General features: G+C 70.7%; 11 protein-coding genes. All 11 read left to right on the top strand.

All coding sequences use genetic code 11. The features are described 5' to 3' along the window. Nucleotides 1–51 precede the first annotated feature (51 nt). The 11 genes from BLQ76_RS04390 to glgX all read left to right on the top strand — a co-directional run bounded on the left by BLQ76_RS04390 (nt 52) and on the right by glgX (nt 19,872). Complete coding sequence (locus tag BLQ76_RS04390; protein ID WP_090669290.1) at nt 52–528, top strand: BA14K family protein; 477 nt, start codon at nt 52–54, stop codon at nt 526–528. Nucleotides 529–826: 298 nt separating this feature from the next. Then, nucleotides 827–2,806 carry an autotransporter assembly complex protein TamA gene (locus BLQ76_RS04385; RefSeq protein WP_244519463.1) on the top strand — a complete coding sequence of 660 codons (1,980 nt, stop codon included), beginning with the start codon at nt 827–829 and terminating at the stop codon, nt 2,804–2,806. Then, the gene (locus BLQ76_RS04380) at nt 2,806–8,169 is read left to right on the top strand and encodes a translocation/assembly module TamB domain-containing protein (RefSeq protein ID WP_090669281.1); all 5,364 of its coding nucleotides are present in this window, start codon (nt 2,806–2,808) and stop codon (nt 8,167–8,169) included. Before BLQ76_RS04385 ends, BLQ76_RS04380 begins: the two co-directional genes overlap by 1 nt. Nucleotides 8,170–8,251: 82 nt before the next feature. Further along, nucleotides 8,252–8,479: a hypothetical protein gene (locus tag BLQ76_RS04375; RefSeq protein WP_090669278.1), complete on the top strand. Its 228-nt coding sequence runs from the start codon at nt 8,252–8,254 to the stop codon at nt 8,477–8,479. Nucleotides 8,480–8,649: 170 nt separating this feature from the next. Continuing rightward, nucleotides 8,650–10,302: a glucose-6-phosphate isomerase gene (pgi, locus tag BLQ76_RS04370; RefSeq protein ID WP_090669276.1), complete on the top strand. Its 1,653-nt coding sequence runs from the start codon at nt 8,650–8,652 to the stop codon at nt 10,300–10,302. Nucleotides 10,303–10,308: 6 nt separating this feature from the next. Continuing rightward, nucleotides 10,309–12,783, top strand: a complete 2,475-nt coding sequence (locus BLQ76_RS04365; protein ID WP_090669274.1) for a glycogen/starch/alpha-glucan phosphorylase — start codon at nt 10,309–10,311, stop codon at nt 12,781–12,783. 153 nt (nt 12,784–12,936) lie between these two features. After that, a complete protein-coding gene (gene glgC / locus BLQ76_RS04360; protein ID WP_090669272.1) occupies nt 12,937–14,208 on the top strand; it encodes a glucose-1-phosphate adenylyltransferase in 1,272 nt (423 codons plus the stop codon). After that, complete coding sequence (gene glgA, locus BLQ76_RS04355) at nt 14,208–15,653, top strand: glycogen synthase GlgA (protein ID WP_170842472.1); 1,446 nt, start codon at nt 14,208–14,210, stop codon at nt 15,651–15,653. The genes glgC and glgA overlap by 1 nt, the downstream gene beginning before the upstream one ends. Then, complete coding sequence (locus tag BLQ76_RS04350; RefSeq protein ID WP_090669267.1) at nt 15,650–17,278, top strand: alpha-D-glucose phosphate-specific phosphoglucomutase; 1,629 nt, start codon at nt 15,650–15,652, stop codon at nt 17,276–17,278. The genes glgA and BLQ76_RS04350 overlap by 4 nt, the downstream gene beginning before the upstream one ends. 13 nt (nt 17,279–17,291) lie before the next feature. Then, nucleotides 17,292–17,873 (top strand): DUF2585 family protein, encoded by a 582-nt coding sequence (locus BLQ76_RS04345; protein WP_090669264.1) that lies wholly within the window; start codon nt 17,292–17,294, stop codon nt 17,871–17,873. Nucleotide 17,874: 1 nt separating this feature from the next. Next, nucleotides 17,875–19,872, top strand: a complete 1,998-nt coding sequence (gene glgX / locus BLQ76_RS04340; RefSeq protein WP_090669261.1) for a glycogen debranching protein GlgX — start codon at nt 17,875–17,877, stop codon at nt 19,870–19,872. Nucleotides 19,873–19,922 lie beyond the last annotated feature (50 nt).

Raw genomic sequence — 19,922 nt, 5'->3', positions numbered from 1 at the left:
GGCGGGCGCACCCGGTCGGGACCGCTTTCGAACGCTTCGGAGTGTTTCGCCATGCGCATGCTTCTTGCAGGTTTGGCCGCCGTTCTCACCGTCACCGCCGGCGGCGCCACGGCCGCCAAGGCCGATCCCTGGGGCTACGGCCCCGGCCCGTACTACGGTGGCGGCGGCTACTATCGCCATCACGACCGCGGCTTTCGCGGCGGCGACGCTCTGGTGGGCGGCGCGATCGGTCTGGCGGCCGGGGCGCTTCTCGGCTCGGCCCTTTCGCAGCCCCGCCCCGCGCCTGCCTATGTCGATCCCTACTACGGCCGCCCGGTCTATGCCGCGCCCGCCTACCGCGCGCCGGTGCCCGTCTATGTCGAGCCCCCGGCCTACGAGGACACCTACCCCGCGCCCCGCACGGTCCGCTACTACGACCGCTCGCCGCGCGGCCACGTCGAGCGCTGCCTGGCGCGCTACCGCTCCTACGATCCGCGCACCGACACGTTCGTCGGCTACGACGGCTACGCGCGGCGCTGCAATCTCTGAGCGCACCGCGTATCAAGACCCGAGGGCCCCGGAGCGATCCGGGGCCTTTTTTCGTGCCCTTGCAACGACATAGACCCAAGCCTGTGGGTTGCTGTGGACGGACGGCGGAAGGTGTGGCTCAAGTCCCACAAAAGCTTCGGCGCGTGGCTCCGCGTCGAGGAGACCGGTTGTCTTCGGGCGCCAACTCGGCATCTTGAGAGCTAAGTGGATCCCGAATGCCGGCCGATCGGTCGCTTGGGGTTGCCCGGACGCGGCCGACCATCCCGCGCGCCGGACATCGGGTGGGAAAGCGTTCGCGTTGGCACAGACCCTGACGGCATCCTGGCTCCGCGTTTCCTGCGCGGCGCTCCTGCTGGCTTCGACCATCGCGCCTGCCGGAGCGCAGGCCCCCACGCGTCCCGCCGCCTCGCCGCTGCGCTTCCTCGACCCGTTCAACCTGTTCACCTCGCCCGAAGTCGAGGACCCCGGCATTCCCGACCCCGTGCGCTACGAGGCGACGCTGACCGTCATGCCCGACGAGAGCGGCCTGCAGGACACGCTGGAGCGCGCCTCCGCGCTCGTCGCCGACGAGGCGGAACCGGTCTCGGGCTCGCTCGGGCTGCTGGCCAAGGCACGAACCGACCGCCGTCGCATCGTCGCCGCGCTCTACGAGGCCGCGCGCTATGACGGGCTCGTCCAGATCCGCGTGGACGGCCGCGACATCGCAACGCTGGAGCCGGACGCGACCTTCGACACCTCGCGCACCGTGCCGGTCGAGATCACGGTCGATCCGGGTCCGCTCTTCACGATCGGCCGGGTGGCGATCAGCGGCGACGACCGGGGCCCGATCGACCCGGCACCCTACGGTCTGACGCCGGGCTCAGACGCGGGATCGGTGCGCATCCTCGCCGCCGAGGGGCGCATCCTGACCGACCTGCGCGACGAGGGCCGCCCCTTTGTGGCGCTGACCGACCGCGAGGTCGTGGCGGACTCGGCCACGCGGACCATCGACGTCGCGCTGCGCGTGTCGCCGGGCGGCGTCGTGCCCTTCGGCCAGACCTATGTCGAGGGCACGAGCCGGATGAACCCCGGCTTCGTCGCCTACATGGCCGGCATCCAGCCGGGCGAGACCTACTCGGTCGCGGCGCTCGAAAAGGCGCGCAAGCGCCTCGTCGGGCTCAACGTCTTCTCCACCGCCAACGTCAAGGCGAGCGACGCGCAGGCCGACGACGGGACGCTTCCCGTCCAGCTCGTGGTGGCCGAGCGCAAGCGCTTCGTGTTCGGCGCGGGCGCAACGTTCTCCAATACGGAAGGCGCCGGCGCCAACGCCTACTGGGAGGACCGCAACGTCTTCGGCCGCGCCGAGTCGCTGCGCATCGAGGGTAAGGTCGCGCGCATCGGCGCCGAAACGCTGTCGGAGAACTCCCGCCCCCTCGACGGCTTCGACTATGCGGCGAGCGCGACCTTTCGCAAGCCGGGCGTCTTGGGGCCCGACTCGGTCTATATCGGCTCGCTGTCGGCCCTGCGCGAGCAGCCGCTCGCCTACGACCGCGAGGCGATCGTCCTGTCCAACGGCGTCGAGTACCGGATCGACGACCAGCAGACCGCGACGCTCGCCGTGGTCGGCGAATACGCCAAGGTGGGCGACTACTTCGGCGAGAACGAGTTCCTGATCGCCTCGGTGCCGGGCGTCTACACCTATGACGGACGCGACAACGAGCTGAACCCGACCAAGGGCTTCCTCGCCAAGCTCTCGGCAGAGCCGGCCTACGAGATCGAGAACGGCACCTTCTTCGCCAAGGCGCGCGGCGACGTGTCGGCCTACCTGTCCTTCGACGACGCGGGCCGGTTCGTGGCGGCCGGCCGCGTCAGCTACGGCGCGATCGTGGGGGCTGACCTCGAGGAAATTCCGAACAACCGGCGCTTCTATGCCGGCGGCGGCGGCTCGGTGCGCGGCTACGCCTTCCAGTCGATCGGCCCCTACACGCCGCCGATCGCCTTTCCCGGCACCAACCCGAACTTCGTCGACACGCCGATCGGCGGCCTGTCGGTCTTCGAGGCCTCGGCGGAGCTGCGCTTCCGCGTCACCGAGAACATCCAGATCGTGCCCTTCGTGGACGGGGGCACGGTCGGCGACGACCTCGCCCCGGACTTCGGCGAGTTCAAGCTGGGGGCGGGCGTGGGCGCCCGCTACATCACGAGTTTCGGCCCGATCCGCGTCGATGTCGCCCTGCCGCTCGATCCCGGCCCCCGCGACTCCTCGTTCCAGATCTACGCCGGTATCGGGCAGGCCTTCTGATGCGGTTTCCCAAAGCCCTTCTCGCCGTCGTCGCGCTCACGCTCGCCTGGCTCGCCCCCGCCGCCCCCGCCAAGGCGCAGTTTCTGGCGGGCCAGCTCGAGAACCTCCTGTCGACACCCGACCGCACGGTCCGCATCCAGGGCCTCAGCGGTGCCTTCAGCGGGGCGCTGCGCATCGAGGAGGTGACCGTTTCCGACCGCGACGGCGTGTGGCTGACGGCGCGCGATCTCGCGCTCGACTGGTCCCCGCTCGCGCTCGTGCGCAAGAACGTCTCGGTGGAGAACCTGACCGCCGGCCAGATCACGCTCGCTCGCCTGCCGCTGGCGAGCCAGACCCCGGCCGAGCCCTCCGAGGGCGGCTTCTCGCTCCCCTCGATCACGGCCAACATCCGCAATATCCAGGTGAACGAGTTCGCGCTCGGCGAAGCGGTCGCGGGCGTTGCCGCCCGGCTTTCGGCGCAGGGGTCGCTGCGCCTCGTCGCCGATCCGGCGGTTCTTGACGCGAACCTTGCGATCCGGCGCCTCGACCAGCCCGGCGAGGTGAACCTCAGGCTCGGCTTCGAGCCGGCGAACAACCGTCTGGAGATCGCGGTGAACGCCAGCGAGCCGGCCGGCGGCCTCGTGGCGGGCCTTCTCAAGATCCCCGGCGCTCCGCCGGTGGCGCTTTCGATCCAGGGCAACGGCCCGCTCGACGCCTTTGCGGCGAACGGCACGCTGGATCTGGGCACGGAGCGCGCGGCGACCCTTCAGGCCTCGACGCAGAACGGCGCGGACGGACGGCGCGTCCAAGCCGACCTCACCGCCCTCACCGCGCCCTTCGTGCCGGAAGCCTATCTCGGCACGGTGGGGCGGGATCTGCGCCTTCAGGCCAACGTTCTCCTGCGCTCCGACGGCGCGATCGCGATCGACACGGGCCATCTCGTGTCGGGCAATCTCGACCTGACGGCGCAGGGCGTCCTCGACCGGTCGGGCTCCGCCAACGACCTCACGGTGGCGCTGCGTACCGACGAGGGCAATCCGATCCCGATCGTCCTCGGCGAGGCGGGATCGCGCACGGCGATCGACCTGTCGCGCCTCGACGCGCGGCTGCGCGGGGCGTTTTCGGCCGCCGCGATCGAGCTCTCCGCCGCCGCGCGCTCGGCGGGCTATGCCGACTATGCCGTGAACGAGTTGACGGCGTCCGCGAGCTCCACCGGCTTCGACATCAACAACCTCGCCGGCCCCCTCCAGCTCCAGGCCGATGCGCGAAGCGCCAGCGTTCCCGCCGGCATCGCGACGCGGGTGCTCGAAGGCCCGATCGCGCTGCGCGCGGGCGGCGCGCTGACCGCCGACGGCATCCGCTTCGACAACGCCAACCTCACCACCGGCGCGGCCGAGCTCTCGCTCGCCGGGCAAGCGGCGCTCAACTTCTCGACCTTCGCGCTCGACATCCAGAGCCGCTTCGAGACCGAGGCGCTCGCCGCGGACGCCGTTCCCTATGTGGGACCGAGCGTCGCCGTCGCGGGGCGCGCCTCGCGCACGGCCGACGGCGCGCTGGCGCTGAACGACTTCCGCGTCGACGGCGACGCGCTCGACCTGTCGGGCCAGGCGAGCCTCAACGGCGAGACGATCGCCGCCGCCGTTTCGGGCCGCCTCAACCAGGCGGCGGTGGCGAACAGCGGCCTCGACGGCGAGGCCGAATTCACGCTCGACGCGTCCGGCACCACCTCCGCGCCGGTGGTGGACCTGCGGGCGACGGCCACCCGCCTCGACGTCGCGGGCCGGCGTCTCGACGACCTCGATGCGCGGATCCAGGGCACGTTCGCGCCGGATGCCCCCTCGGGAACGGTCGCCGTGAACGGCACCTATGGCGGCGCACCGCTCCAGCTCACCACGACGCTGTCCACCGAGAACGGCGTGCGTCAGCTGCGCGACCTCGTGCTGCGCCAGGACCGCAACCGCGTCGAGGGCACGGTCGCGCTGGATGGCGAGAACCGCGCCAGCGGCCAGTTGCGCCTCGACCTGCCCGATGCCGCACCGCTTCTGGCGCTCGCCGGGCAGTCGGGCGCGGGCTCGCTGAGCGGCACCGTGAACCTCGCGGTGGGCCCTGGCGGCACGCCCTCGGCCGATGTCGACCTGACGGCGCCGACCGTCACGCTGAACGCGAACAGCCTCACCGAGGCCCGCATCCAGCTGCGCGTGACGGACTACCTCGAACGGCCCCAGGTCTCGGGAACGGTCCGCGCCGCCGAGATCGAGGCCGGGTCGCTCGCCATCACCCGTCTCGATGCCGCGCTGGAGGCGATCAATCAGGCCACCGCCATCAACGCCTCGCTGCGGCTGAACGGCGTGCCGACCGAGCTGTCGGGCGATGTCGCCGTCACGGATGCGGGGACCGTCGTCGAGTTGCGCCGTCTCACCGCCGCTGTTCCGAACGCCCCGCTCGCCTTGGCCGAGCCCGCCACGGTCACGCTCGGCTCGGTGCGCACCACGATCAGCCGCGTTCTCCTGAACGCCGGCTCGGGCTCGCTCGAGTTGTCGGGCTCCGCCGGCGACACGCTCGACCTCGATCTCGCGCTGCGCCAGCTGCCGGTCGCGCTCGCCAATCCCTTTGTCGCCGGTCTCGACGCCTCGGGCACTCTCACCGGCACGGCCGCGCTGAACGGTCCCGCATCCTCGCCCGATGTCGACTTTTCGCTGCAGGCGGCCGGCATCGAGACCGCGCAAACGCGCCAGGCGCGCCTCGCCCCGGTGGAAGCCAACCTTCAGGGCCGCCTGCGCGACGGGACCGCGACGCTGGAGACGGCCCGCGTCTCGCTCGGCTCGGGCACGATCGACGCGAGCGGCACGGTGGGCGAGAGCCTCGACCTCGATCTGGCGCTCACCAACCTGCCCGTGGCGCTCGCCAACGGCTTCCGCGAGGGACTCGGCGCCTCGGGCCGCATCGACGGCACGGCGACCGCGACCGGCTCGATCGCCAACCCGGCGGTGCGCTTCGACCTGACCGGCGCCGACATCACCGCCGCCGACGTCGCGCGGGCCGGCGTTCCCCCGCTCCAGGTCGAGATCGCCGGCCTCTACCGCGGCTCGACGGTGCGGCTCGACCGCGCGCTCGCAAGCGTCGGATCGGGCCGGGTCGAGGCGACCGGCAGCATCGGCCGCGACCTCGACCTCGACCTGACGATCTCCGAGCTTCCGGCCGCCCTCGCCAACGGGTTCGTGGAAGGCCTCGACGCGCGCGGAACGCTTTCCGGCAGCGCCGAGGCGACCGGCTCGATCGCCGATCCGAGCGGCCGCTTCGACCTCGCCAGCCAGGGCCTCTCCGCCGCGCCGCTCCGGCAGGCCGGGATCAACGAGGTGCGCCTCGATCTCGCCGGCACGATCGCCGACAGCGCCGTTCGCTTCGAGCGCGGCACGGTGCAGGTCGGCGAGGGTTCGCTGCAGCTGTCCGGCTCGCTCGGCCGCACGCTCGACCTGCGCCTGGCGCTCGACCGCCTGCCGCTCGCGATCGCCGATGCGGTGCGCCCGGATTTGGGAGCGCGCGGCACGCTGTCGGGTGAAGCCTCGGCGACGGGCTCGCTCGACAACCCGAGCGCCCGCTTCGACGTCACGGCGCGCGGTGTCTCGGTAGCGCAGAGCCGCCAGGCCGGCGCACCGCCGATCGACGCGGTGGCGCGGGGCTCCTATGCCGGTGGCACGCTGCAGCTCGAGACCGCGCAGCTGGATCTCGGTTCGGGCCGCGTCACGGCGTCGGGCTCAGTCGGCCAGCGGCTCGACCTCAATGCCGATATCCGCAACGTTCCGGTCTCGCTCGCGGCCGCGGTGGTGCCCGACCTGGCGCCGACCGGCACGCTCAACGGAACAGTGCGCGCCACCGGCTCGGTCTCGGCCCCGGCCGTCGACTACGACCTGCGCGTCGCCAGCCTCAGCCTCCAGCCGACGCGGGAGGCCGGCGTCGGCCCGCTCGACGTCGCGGCGCGCGGCACCTATTCCGGCACACGGGTCACCGTGGACGGCAGTCTGAGCGGAGACGGGCTCCAGTTCACCGCCAACGGCTCGGTGGGCCTGGCGGGCACGCCGAGCTTCGACCTCGCCCTCAACGGAACGGCTCCGCTCGCGCTCGCCAACCGGACGCTGGCGACGGGCGGGCGCTCGGTGAGCGGCGTGGTGCGCGTCGATGCACGCGTCACCGGCACGGCGGCCGCACCCAACGTCACGGGCACGGTCACGACCAGCGGCGCGACCTTCAACGACACCGGCGCCAACGTTGCCCTGGAGAACATCCAAGCCAACATCACGCTGAACGGCCAGTCGGCGACGCTGCAGAGCGTGACGGCCAACGTCCGCTCCGGCGGCACGGTGCGCGTATCGGGGACCGTGGGCTTCCTGAACGGCTTCCCGGCGGACCTCACGATCACCGGCGACCAGGTGCGCTACGCGGACGGCGAGTTCGCGACCGTTCGCTTGGATGCGGCCCTGCGCCTCACCGGCCCGCTGACGGGCGATGCCCTTCTGTCGGGCACGGTGAATGCCAGCGAGATCAACATCCAGGTTCCCGAGAACCTGCCGACCTCGCTGGCGCAGATCGATCTGGAGCGGCGCAACACGCCGCCCGCCGTTCTGCGGCAGCTGCGCGAGATCGATCCCGACAGCGGCTCGGGCGGCACCGGCGGCACGAGCGGCGGCATCCGCCTCGACGTGACCGTGAACGCGCCGGCCCGCGTCTTCGTGCGCGGCCGGGGCCTGGATCTCGAGCTCGGCGGTACGATCCGCGTCCAGGGACCCGTCTCGGGGCTGGGCGTCAGCGGCGGTTTCGAGCTGCAGCGCGGGCGCTTCCAGCTCCTGTCGCGTCGTCTCGACTTCAGCCGCGCGACGCTGACCTTCAACGGCGACCTGGTGCCGACGCTCGACCTTCTCGCCTCCTCGGACACGGGCGACGGCGTGACGGTCAACGTCGCGATCACGGGTCCCGCCAACGCGCCGAGCTTCTCCTTCACCTCCTCCCCGGCGCTGCCGCAGGACGAGGTGCTGGCGCGCCTGATCTTCGGCCAGGGCACGGCCGACCTGTCGCCGCTCCAGATCGCGCAGCTCGCCTCGGCCGCCGCGCAGCTGGCGGGCGTCGGCGGCTCCACGGGCCTGCTCGACAACCTGCGCTCGCAGCTCGGCGTGGACGACCTCGATATCCGCACCACGGCCGATGGCCAGGCGGCGGTCGGCGTCGGGCGCTATCTCAACGACAACACCTATGTCGGCGTCGATTCCACGGGCCGTGTGTCGATCGATCTCGAACTGGGCGCCGACATCAAGGCGCGTGCGGCGGTGGGGGCGAACGGCGGCGAGGTCGGCGTGTTCTACGAGCGCGAATACGGCGATCCCAAGCCCTGAACCGAAGCGGACCGTTCGGCGTTATGACGGGGTGATGACAGGCGGGCCGCAGCGCCCGCTTCGCTCCCCGAAAGGTCTGACGATGAGCACCGAGTCCCTGAAATACGCCAAGTTCGACGACAGCAACGGCCGCAGCCACGCCTCGCCCGACGCCGTGGTCGACCACCCCGAACTGGACCATGACGAGAAGCACTCGATCCTGAAGGAATGGCGGGCCCGCGTCGACGCCGACAACCGCGCCGACGGGATCGATCCGACCGCCTCCACGCTGGATCAGGCGATCGAGCGCCTGGCGGGCCTTCGCACCTAGCCTTGCCGGTGCCACGGCGGATGGCCGGAGCACGGCGCGCGCCGGCTCCTAGGGGCGCCTACGGATTTGACGAAGGCGTCGGTCCTGCGTCAACTTGGGTTTAGCGAGAGGTCCGCTATGTAGCGGGTCTCCCGCCGGCTGCTGCGGCGCAACAACGGACCCGATCTCCCGTGCACACATCCTCGACGCCCCTCTCCCCTTCGGTCGAGAACCTGCAGGCGCGCGGCAAGACGGCGCTGGACACCGGCATTCGCGCCCTGTTCGCAGCCGATCCGCAGCGCTTCGAGCATCTCAGCTTTCGCCACGACGACCTTCTTCTCGACCTGTCGAAATGCGCGCTCTCGCGCGACGACCTGTCCGCGCTTCTGGCGCTGGCGCACGAGTGCGGGCTGGAGGCCAGGCGCGACGCCATGTTCGCGGGCGCTCCGATCAACGCGACGGAAGGACGGGCCGTCCTGCATGTCGCGCTGCGCGCGCGGCCCGAGGATGGCTTCGAGACGGCGGGGCACAAGATCGGCGGCGAGATCGAAGCGGTTCTGGCCGCCATGGCCCGCTTTGCCGAGGGCATCCGAGACGGCTCGATAGCCGGCTCGACCGGGCGGCGTATCACCGACATCGTCAACATCGGCATCGGCGGATCCGACCTCGGCCCCGCCATGGCGACGATCGCGCTCTCGCCCTACCACGACGGCCCGCGCGCCCATTTCGTGTCGAACATCGACGGCGCGCACATGGCCGACACGCTGAAGGCGCTCGACCTCGAGACGACGCTCTTCATCGTGGCGTCCAAGACCTTCACCACAATCGAGACCATGACCAACGCCGGCACCGCGCGCCGCGCGGTGGCCGACAAGCTCGGCGAGGCGGCGGTCGGCGCCCACTTCTGTGCGGTCTCCACGGCGCTCGACAAGGTGGCGGCCTTCGGCATCGGCGAGGACCGCACCTTCGGCTTCTGGGACTGGGTGGGCGGTCGCTACTCCATCTGGTCGGCGATCGGCCTGCCGCTGATGATCGCGATCGGCGAGACCCGCTTCCGCGAGTTCCTGGCCGGCGCGCGCGACATGGACCGCCACTTCCGGGACGCGAGCCTGGAGCAGAACCTTCCCGTGCTGCTCGGCCTTGCCGGCTGGTGGCACCGCGTGGCGCAGGACCATCCGACGCGCGCCGTGATCCCCTACGACCAGCGCCTGGCCCGCCTGCCCGCCTATCTCCAGCAGCTCGACATGGAGTCCAACGGCAAGCATGTCGGCCTCGACGGCCTCCCGACACCGACCGTGACGGGCCCCGTGGTGTGGGGCGAGCCGGGCACGAACGGCCAGCACGCCTTCTTCCAGCTTCTCCACCAGGGCACCGACATCGTGCCCGTGGAGTTCATCCTGGGCGCTCGCGCCCACGAGGACGGCGAGGCCATGAGGATCCACCAGGACCTCCTGATCGCCAACTGCCTGGCGCAGTCGGAAGCCTTGATGAAGGGCCGCACGATGGAGGAGGCGCGAGAGCAGCTGCTGCAGGCCGGGCGCTCCGCCGCCGATGCCGAGCGCATCGCGCCGCACCGCGAGTTCTCGGGCGACCGGCCCTCGATCACCATCCTGCACGAGATCCTCGACCCCTTCCGGTTCGGACGGCTCGTCGCGCTCTACGAACACCGCGTCTTCGTCGAGGCGCAGCTCTTCGGCATCAACGCCTACGACCAGTGGGGCGTCGAACTCGGCAAGGAACTGGCGACGGGGCTCCTGCCCGTGGTCCAGGGCAAGAGCGACGCCTCGTCCCGCGATTCCTCCACCGCCGGCCTTGTGGCCGCCATCTCCGCGCTCAGGAACTAACGCCGCATGACGCCCGACACCCTCGCCCGCGCCGCCGCGGACAAGCCGACGCCGCGCCTCAACGATGCCGACACGATCGCCACCGAGATCGTGGAGAAGCTGACCTACTCGATCGGCAAGACCACCACCGCGGCCCGGCTGCACGACTGGCTGGAGGCGACGACGCTGGTGGTGCGCGACCGCATCATCGACAACTGGTTCGGCACCACGATCCACACCTACCAGCAGCAGCAGAAGCGGGTCTGCTACCTGTCCATGGAGTTCCTGATCGGTCGCCTTCTGCGCGACGCGATCTCGAACCTCGGGCTGACCGATCCGATCCGTGAGGCGCTGGCGCGCTACGACGTGGAGCTCGACCTCGTGGAGCTCCTGGAGCCGGACGCCGCACTCGGCAACGGCGGTCTCGGACGCCTCGCCGCGTGCTTCATGGAGTCGATGGCGACCACGGGCGTTCCGGGCTTCGGCTACGGCATCCGCTACGTGCATGGCTTCTTCCGCCAGGAGATCGTGGACGGCCAGCAGGTCGAACTGCCCGAGACCTGGCTGAAGCACGGCAACCCCTGGGAGTTCGAGCGGCGCGAGAGCTCCTACGAGATCGGCTTTGGCGGCAAGGTCACGACGATCGAGGAGGGCGGGCGCCAGCGGCAGGTCTGGCGGCCGGCCGAGCGCGTGCTCGCGGTCGCCTACGACACGCCGGTGGTCGGATGGCACGGCACCCACGTCAACACGCTGCGCCTGTGGAGCGCTCAGTCGCTCGACCCGATCCTGCTCGACGCCTTCAACGCGGGCGATCACATCGGCGCGCTGCTGGAAGCCAACAAGGCCGAGGCGATCACGCGCGTCCTCTACCCGGCCGACTCGCACCAGGCCGGCCAGGAGCTGCGCCTGCGCCAGGAGTACTTCTTCTCCTCGGCCTCGCTCCAGGACATCATCCGCCGGCACCTCGCGCAGTATCCCGACCTGTCGAACCTCTCCGACAAGGTCGCGGTGCAGCTCAACGACACCCATCCGGCCGTGTCGGTCGCCGAGCTCATGCGCCTTCTGGTCGACGTTCATGGCATCGAGTGGGACACGGCTTGGGAGACGACGCGCGGCGTCTTCTCCTACACCAACCACACGCTCCTGCCCGAAGCCCTCGAGACCTGGCCGATCCACCTCTTCGAGCGCCTCCTGCCGCGCCAGATGCAGATCATCTACGCGATCAACGCAGGCGTCCTGCGCGAAGCGACGCAGGGGCAGACGTTCGACGACGAGACGATCCGCGGCATCTCGCTGATCGACGAGGGCAACGGGCGGCGCGTGCGCATGGGCCAGCTCGCCTTCGTGGGCAGCCACGCGGTGAACGGCGTCTCGGCGCTGCACACGGACCTCATGAAGGTGACCGTGTTCCGCGACCTGCACAAGCTCTACCCCACGCGCATCGAGAACAAGACCAACGGCGTGACGCCGCGCCGGTGGCTGTTCGAGAGCAATCCCGGCCTGACGCGCCTTGCCGAGGAGGCCATCGGCCGGGGCTTCAAGGACGACATCACGCAGCTCTCGCAGCTCGACCCCTTCGCCGAGGATGCCGCGTTCCGCGAGCGGTTCGCGGGCGTGAAGCGCCAGAACAAGCAGCGCCTGGCGACGCTGATCGAGGAACGCCTCGCGATCTCGGTCAACCCGGACGCGATCTTCGACATCCAGGTCAAGCGCATCCACGAGTACAAGCGCCAGCTCCTCAACATCCTCGAGACGGTGGCGCTCTACGAGCAGATCCGCTCGCTGCCCCATCTCGACTGGACGCCGCGCGTCAAGATCTTCGCGGGCAAGGCGGCGCCCTCCTACGCGCAGGCCAAGGAGATCATCCACCTGGCCGGCGACGTGGCGCGCGTCATCAACTCCGACCCCGGCGTGCGCGACCTCCTGAAGGTCGTCTTCATCCCGAACTACAACGTTTCGCTCGCCGAGATCATCATGCCGGCGGCCGACGTGTCGGAGCAGATCTCGACCGCCGGCCTCGAGGCGTCGGGCACCGGCAACATGAAGTTCGCGCTCAACGGCGCGCTCACCATCGGCACGCTCGACGGCGCCAACGTCGAGATGCTGGAGCACCTGGGCGAGGAGAACATCTTCATCTTCGGCCTGAAAGCCGACGAGGTCGCCAAGCTTCGCGCGGAAGGCCATTCGGGCCAGGGCGTGATCGAGCGTCAGCCGCTCCTGCGCTCGGCGATCGACTCGATCTCGGCCGGCGTCTTCAGCCAGGACGACCCGAACCGCTACGCCGGGCTCATGGGGGCGCTGCGCGACCGCGACTGGTGGATGATCGCCGCCGACTTCCGCGCCTACTGGGACACGCAGCGCCAGCTCGACATGGCCTGGCGCGACCGCGCGCGCTGGGACGCGATCGCGGTGCGCAACACGGCGCGCATGGGCTGGTTCTCCTCGGACCGCTCGATCCGCGAATACGCCCACGACATCTGGCGCGCGGGCCCCAACGCCTGAGCGCGGGGGAAAATTTTGTGGGTCGAGCGCCCGCCCGCTGCCACGGCAGCGGGCGGGCGCTATGTTTCAGGCCGTCACGAATCCTGCGCGGCGCAGGTCCGGGCGGCAGGCAAGGGCCGAAGGCCCAGGCGTAAAGGGAGGAGTCGAGGGACGATGGCCGACAAGAGCAGGCATTCCGCGCCGATCGCGCGCGACACCATGGCCTATGTCCTGGCCGGCGGGCGCGGCTCCCGCCTCATGGAGTTGACCGACGATCGCGCCAAGCCGGCCGTCTACTTCGGCGGCAAGTCGCGCATCATCGACTTCGCCCTGTCGAACGCCATCAACTCGGGCATCCGCCGCATCGGCGTCGCCACGCAGTACAAGGCTCACTCGCTGATCCGCCACCTCAACCGCGGCTGGAACTTCCTGCGCCCCGGCCGCAACGAGAGCTTCGACGTCCTGCCCGCCTCGCAGCGCGTGTCGGAGGACCAATGGTACGCCGGCACCGCCGACGCCGTGTACCAGAACATCGACATCATCGAGGCCTACGCGCCCCGCTACATGGTGATCCTGGCGGGCGACCACGTCTACAAGATGGACTACGAGATCATGCTCCAGAGTCACGTGGACTCGGGCGCCGACGTCACCGTCGGCTGCCTCGAGGTCCCGCGCATGGAGGCAGTGGGCTTCGGCGTCATGCACGTGGACGAGCAAAACCGCATCACCGACTTCATCGAGAAGCCGGCCGATCCGCCGGCCATCCCCGGACGGCCCGACACGGCGCTCGCCTCGATGGGCATCTACGTCTTCTCGATGGACTTCCTGTCGGAGCAGCTGCGCCGCGACGCCGCCGACCCCAACTCCAGCCGCGACTTCGGCAAGGATATCATCCCCTACATCGTCAAGCACGGTACGGCCTACGCCCACTCGTTCAACACGTCCGTGGTGCGTTCCTCGGCGGAGTACGGCGCCTACTGGCGCGACGTCGGCACGGTGGACGCCTACTGGCAGGCCAATATCGACCTCACCGACGTCGTGCCCCAGCTCGACATCTACGATCGCGACTGGCCGATCTGGACCTATGCCGACGTCACCCCGCCCGCCAAGTTCGTCCACGACGAGGACGGCCGGCGCGGCACGGCGGTGTCCTCGCTCGTGTCGGGCGACTGCATCATCTCGGGCGGTTCGGTGCATCGCTCGCTCCTGTTCACGGGCGTGCGGGTCAACAGCTATTCCAACCTCGATCACGCCGTGGTGCTGCCGGGTTGCCATATCGGGCGCGGGGCCCGCGTCAGCCGCGCCATCCTGGACCGGGGCGTCATCATTCCCGACGGGCTCGTGATCGGCGAGGATCCCGATCTCGACGGTCAGCGCTTCCGCCGCACCGCGAGCGGCGTGTGCCTCGTCACCCAGCCGATGATCGAGCGGCTCCACAACCGATGATCCGGGTCCTCTCGGTCGCCTCCGAGGTCTTCCCGCTGGTGAAGACCGGCGGACTGGCGGACGTGGCCGGCGCGCTGCCGCTCGCCCTGGCGCGCCTGGGCGTGGAGACCCGCACGCTCCTGCCCGCCTATCCGACGCTGGCCGAGACGCTGGGCGCCGGTACGGAGCTCGCGCGGATCGACGACCTGTTCGGCGGCCCGGCGCGCCTCGTCGCCGCGGCCGTCGACGGGCTCGACATCCTGCTCCTCGACGCGCCGCATCTCTTCGACCGCCCGGGCGGTCCCTATGTCGGCCCGAACGGCTACGATTACCCCGACAACTGGGCGCGCTTTGCCGCGCTCGGCCGGGCGGGCGCGCTGATCGGCCAGGGTCTCCTGCCGGACTGGCGGCCGGATGTCCTGCACGCCCACGACTGGCAGGCGGCGCTCGCCCCGGTCTATCTCGCGTTCGGCGAGGGCGAGCGTCCGCGCACGATCCTCACGATCCACAACCTCGCCTTCCAGGGTGCCTTTCCGCAGTCGATCTTCGCCGAGCTCGGCCTGCCCGAGCGCGCCTGGTCGATCGAGGGCCTCGAATACTACGGCTCGGTCGGCTTCCTGAAGGGCGGTCTCCACGCCGCCGACGCGATCACGACGGTCTCCCCGAACTACGCGAGCGAGATCCTCCAGGTCGAGAACGGCATGGGCCTCGACGGCTTGCTGCGCGGTCGCGCCGACGCGCTGACGGGCATCGTCAACGGCATCGACACCGACATCTGGGATCCCAACGCCGACCCGCACATCACGGCCAACTACACGACCAGCGACCTCTTCCGCCGCCAGATCAACAAGCGGGCGCTGGAGGCCGAGTTCGGGCTGGCCGAGAGCGAGGAGCCGATCCTGGCCGTGGTGAGCCGCCTCACCTGGCAGAAGGGCCTCGACGTACTCGCCGAGAGCTGCGACGACATCCTCGCCATGGGCTGCCGGCTCGTGGTGGTCGGCTCGGGCGACCGGATGCTGGAGGGCTCGTTCCTGTCGGCCGCCGCGCGCCATGCGGGCCGCATGGGCGTTCGCATCGGCTACGACGAGCTTCTTTCGCACCGCGTCCAGGCGGGGGCCGACGCGCTTCTCGTCCCCTCGCGCTTCGAGCCCTGCGGCCTGACCCAGCTCTACGCCCTGCGCTACGGCTGCCTGCCGGTGGTGAGCCGCGTCGGGGGCCTTGCCGACACGGTGATCGACGCGAACTTCGCGGCGCAGGCGGCCGGCGTCGCCACGGGCGTGATCTTTGCGCCCGTCACCGCCGCCGCCCTGCGCGAGGGGATCGGCCGGCTTCTGCGCCTCTACGCCGACCCCGCGCTCTGGCGCGAGCTGCAGATCACCGCCATGCGCAGCGAGGTCGGCTGGTCCGCCAGCGCCCGTCGCTACAAAGACCTGTATTCCAGCCTTCTCCAGGACAGCGCCCCATGATCCGCACCGTCGCGACCCAGCCGTTCGACGACCAGAAGCCCGGCACCTCGGGCCTGCGCAAGAAGGTGCCGCACTTCCAGCAGCCGAACTACGCCGAGAACTTCATCCAGGCGATCCTCGACGGCGCCAAGCTCGAGCCGGGCTCGAGCCTCGTGATCGGCGGCGACGGGCGCTTCTTCAACGCCTCCGTGATCCGCACCGCGATCCGCATGGCCGCCGCCAACGGCGTGGCCAAGCTGATCGTCGGGCGCGGCGGCCTCCTGTCGACGCCGGCCGCCTCGAACCTCATCCGCAAGCGCAAGGCGGCGGGCGGCATCGTCCTGTCCGCCTCGCACAATCCCGGCGGCCCCGACGGCGACTTCGGCATCAAGTACAACATCGCGAACGGCGGCCCGGCTCCGGAGGGCGTGACCGAGGCGATCTTCCGCCGCACGCGCGAGATCCGCGAGTACAAGATCCTCGAGGAGGACGCGCCCGACCTCTCGATCGTCGGCACCACGATGCTGGGCGAGACCGAGGTCGAGATCGTCGATCCGGTGGCCGACTACGCCAGCCTCATGGAAGAGCTCTTCGACTTCGCCAAGATCCGCGCGGCGATCGAGAAGGGCCTGACGCTACGCTTCGACGCCATGCACGCCGTCACCGGTCCCTACGCGCACGAGATTCTGGAGCGACGCCTCGGCGCGCCCGTCGGCACGGTGCTCAACGGCACGCCGTCCGAGGATTTCGGCGGCGGCCATCCCGATCCCAACGTCGTCTGGGCGGCGCCCTTGGTCGACCTGATGATGGGGCCGACCGCGCCCGACTTCGGCGCCGCCTCCGACGGCGACGGCGACCGCAACATGATTCTCGGCCGAGGCATCGTGGTCACGCCCTCCGATTCGCTTGCGGTGCTGGCCGCCAACGCGCATCTGGCGCCGGGCTACGCCCGCGGCATCGCGGGCATCGCCCGCTCCATGCCGACCAGCGGCGCCGCCGACCGCGTGGCGCACAAGCGCGGCATCGGCCTCTACGAGACGCCGACCGGCTGGAAGTTCTTCGGCAACCTTCTGGATGCCGGCAAGGTCACGATCTGCGGCGAGGAGAGCGCCGGCACCGGCTCCGACCACGTGCGCGAGAAGGACGGGCTCTGGGCCGTCCTCCTGTGGCTTAACATCCTGGCCGAGCGCGGCCAGTCGGTCTCGGAGATCGTGCGCGAGCATTGGGCCGAGTTCGGGCGCAACTACTACCAGCGCCACGACTACGAGGAGGTCGACAAGGCCGCCGCGGAGGAGCTCATGGACAACCTGCGCGACCGCCTCGCCTCGATGGCCGGGCAGCGCTTCGGCACGCTCGTCGTCTCCGAGGCCGACGACTTCTCCTACAAGGATCCGGTCGACGGCTCGGTCTCGACGGGCCAGGGCGTGCGCATCGTGTTCTCGGGCGGCTCGCGCATCGTGTTCCGCTTGTCGGGCACGGGCACGGTGGGCGCGACGCTGCGCGTCTATATCGAGCGTTTCGAGCCCGAGCCCGCGCGCCACGACCTGTCGGTCGAGGAGGCGCTGCGCGAGCTCACGGAGACCGCCGACGTGATCGGCGAGATCCGCAAGCGTACGGGCCGCGACCAGCCGGACGTGCGGACCTGAGCCTGTCGCGGCGATGAGCGCCACCCTTTCCCGGCGGGGCATCGAGCCCCGCTGGCTCCTCCTGGCGCTTCTCGCAGCGCTCGGGGCGGGCGCGGTGCTGCTTCTGATGGGCCGCGTGCCGATCTGCACCTGCGGCACCGTGAAGCTCTGGCACGGGCAGGTCGTGTCCTCGGAGAACTCGCAGCACCTGTCCGACTGGTACTCGCCCTCGCACCTGATCCACGGGCTGCTGTTTTACGGCGCGCTGCATCTTCTCCTGCCGCGTCGTTCGTTGGGCTTGCGTCTTCTTCTCGCGACGCTCGCGGAGGCGGCCTGGGAGATCGCCGAGAACACGGACGCCGTGATCGGGCGCTACCGCGAGGCGACGATCGCGCTCGACTACTACGGCGATAGCGTCGTCAACTCGCTATCGGACATCGCCTTCATGTGGGTGGGCTTCTGGCTCGCCTCGCGCCTTCCGGTATGGGCGAGCGTCCTCATCGCGGTCGGCTTCGAGGTCCTGACGACGTGGCTGATCCGCGACGGCCTCGCACTCAACGTCCTGATGCTGGTCTACCCGCTGGACGCGGTGCGGCAATGGCAGGGAGGCGCTTGACATGCAGACGATCACGGCCGAGCACGGTTGCCCCGCGCGCCTCGGCGCGAGCCCGACGCCTGCCGGCGTCCATTTCGCGGTCACCTCGGCGGACGCGACACGCATCGATCTCTGCCTGTTCGAGCCGGGCTCGGCGCGCGAGACGGCGCGCCTTCCCCTCCCCGGCCGCCGGGGTGACACCTGGTTCGGCTTCGTGCCGGGGATCGGGGTTGGTGCACTCTACGGCTTTCGCGCCGACGGCGCTTACGATCCCGCACGCGCCCTGCGCTTCGACGCGGCCAAGCTTCTGGTCGACCCTTATGCGCTGGCGCTCGACCGGCCCTTCGTCTACCACCCCGCGCTCGCCGCCCCCGCATCGGAGCGTCTCGACACGGCCGCCCTCGTGCCGTGCGCCGTGGTGGCGGATCCTCCGCGCGACGCCGGGCGCCTTGTGCCCGGTCGACCCGGCCTCACCTACGAGCTGAACGTGCGCGGCTACACGCAGCGCCATCCCGGCGTGCCCGAGCATTTGCGCGGCACGCTGGGCGCGCTCGCCGAACCCGCCGTCCTCGACCATATCGCCGGGCTCGGCGTGGAGACGGTCGAGCTCATGCCGATCGCCGCGTTTCTCGACGAGCGCCATCTCGTGCGCCTCGGGCTCACCAATGCCTGGGGCTACAACCCGATCTGCCACATGGCGCCCGACCCGCGCCTCGTGCCCGGCGGCTGGGCCGAGGTGCGCCGCGTGACGGAAGGCTTCCACGCGCGCGGCATCCGCGTGCTGCTCGACGTCGTCCTCAACCATTCCGGCGAGAGCGACCGCATCGGCCCGACCGTCTCCTGCCGCGGCCTCGACAATCGCGCCTATTACCGGCACGAGCCGGACGGCGAGCTCGTCAACGTGACGGGCACCGGCAACACGATCGCGCTCGACCGCGAGCCGGGCCTGCGGCTGGCGGTCGAGACGCTGCGGACCTGGGGCGAGTGCGGTGGCATCGACGGCTTCCGCTACGATCTCGCGCCCGTTCTCGGCCGCACCGACGAGGGCTTTCGCGCGGACGCGCCGCTGCTCCGGGCCATCGCCTCCGACTCCGTCCTCGCCACCATGATCCACGTCGCCGAGCCCTGGGACATCGGCCTCGGCGGCTATCAGGTCGGGCGCTTCCCCGAGCCCTTCCTGGAATGGGGCGACGGGTTCCGCGACGACGTCAGGCGCTTCTGGCGTGGTGATCGCGGCACGCTGTCGGGGCTGGCCACGCGGCTGGCCGGCTCGCCCGACCGCTTCGACCCCGCCGCGCGGCAGGCCAGCGATTGCGTCAACTTCGTCTGCGCCCACGACGGCTTCTCGCTCCTCGACCTTGTGTCCTATGCCGACAAGCACAACTGGGCGAACGGCGAGGAGAACCGCGACGGGCACGGCGACAACCACTCCTGGAACAACGGGGTGGAGGGCGCGAGCGAGGATCCGGGCATCCGCGCGGCGCGCGCCCGGGACGTGCGCGCGCTGCTGGCCACCCTGTTTCTCGCGCGCGGCACGCCGATGCTGGTCGCCGGCGACGAGTTCGGCCGCACGCAAGGGGGCAACAACAACGCCTACGCGCAGGACAACCCGACGACCTGGCTCGACTGGTCCGGGGCGGACCTCGACCTCGCCCGCTTCACGGCCGAGCTGGCCGCGCTGCGCGCCCGCGAGCCCGCGCTCCATCTCGACCGCTTCCTGGTCGGCACGGATCTTTGCGGCGAGCCCGACGTCGCGTGGCTCGCACCGGACGGCTCGCCCATGGTCGCGCCGGAGTGGACGAGCCGCGGCGAACCCTGGCTCGGCCTGCGGCTGGCCGGCGGCGAGGAGGGCCGCGCGGTGCTGGCCTACCTGAACGCCGCGCAGGCGAGCGTGACGGTGACGCCGCCGCCCGGCCGCTGGCGCCTTCTCCTACGCTCCGACGCGCCGGGCGAGACGCTGGGAACGGCGCCCCTGACGCTCCCGCCGCGCGCGGTCGTGATCTTCGGCGCCGAGGCGTGAAACCGCGGCGGCGAGGCGCTACATAGCGATTTTGCGCGAGACCCGACGTC

The sequence above is a fragment of the Aureimonas jatrophae genome (genome assembly GCF_900104035.1).
Taxonomy (GTDB): domain Bacteria; phylum Pseudomonadota; class Alphaproteobacteria; order Rhizobiales; family Rhizobiaceae; genus Aureimonas; species Aureimonas jatrophae.
Note: the sequence above shows the minus strand (reverse complement) of the source record. Positions and strands in the feature narration are given on the sequence as shown.

Bases quoted from the DNA above. Each gene is read 5' to 3' on its own strand.
- BLQ76_RS04345 (WP_090669264.1), top strand. From the start codon at position 17,292: ATGAGCGCCACCCTTTCCCGGCGGGGCATCGAGCCCCGCTGGCTCCTC.
- BLQ76_RS04380 (WP_090669281.1), top strand. From the start codon at position 2,806: ATGCGGTTTCCCAAAGCCCTTCTCGCCGTCGTCGCGCTCACGCTCGCC.
- BLQ76_RS04390 (WP_090669290.1), top strand. From the start codon at position 52: ATGCGCATGCTTCTTGCAGGTTTGGCCGCCGTTCTCACCGTCACCGCC.
- BLQ76_RS04375 (WP_090669278.1), top strand. From the start codon at position 8,252: ATGAGCACCGAGTCCCTGAAATACGCCAAGTTCGACGACAGCAACGGC.
- BLQ76_RS04365 (WP_090669274.1), top strand. From the start codon at position 10,309: ATGACGCCCGACACCCTCGCCCGCGCCGCCGCGGACAAGCCGACGCCG.
- glgX (WP_090669261.1), top strand. From the start codon at position 17,875: ATGCAGACGATCACGGCCGAGCACGGTTGCCCCGCGCGCCTCGGCGCG.
- BLQ76_RS04350 (WP_090669267.1), top strand. From the start codon at position 15,650: ATGATCCGCACCGTCGCGACCCAGCCGTTCGACGACCAGAAGCCCGGC.
- glgC (WP_090669272.1), top strand. From the start codon at position 12,937: ATGGCCGACAAGAGCAGGCATTCCGCGCCGATCGCGCGCGACACCATG.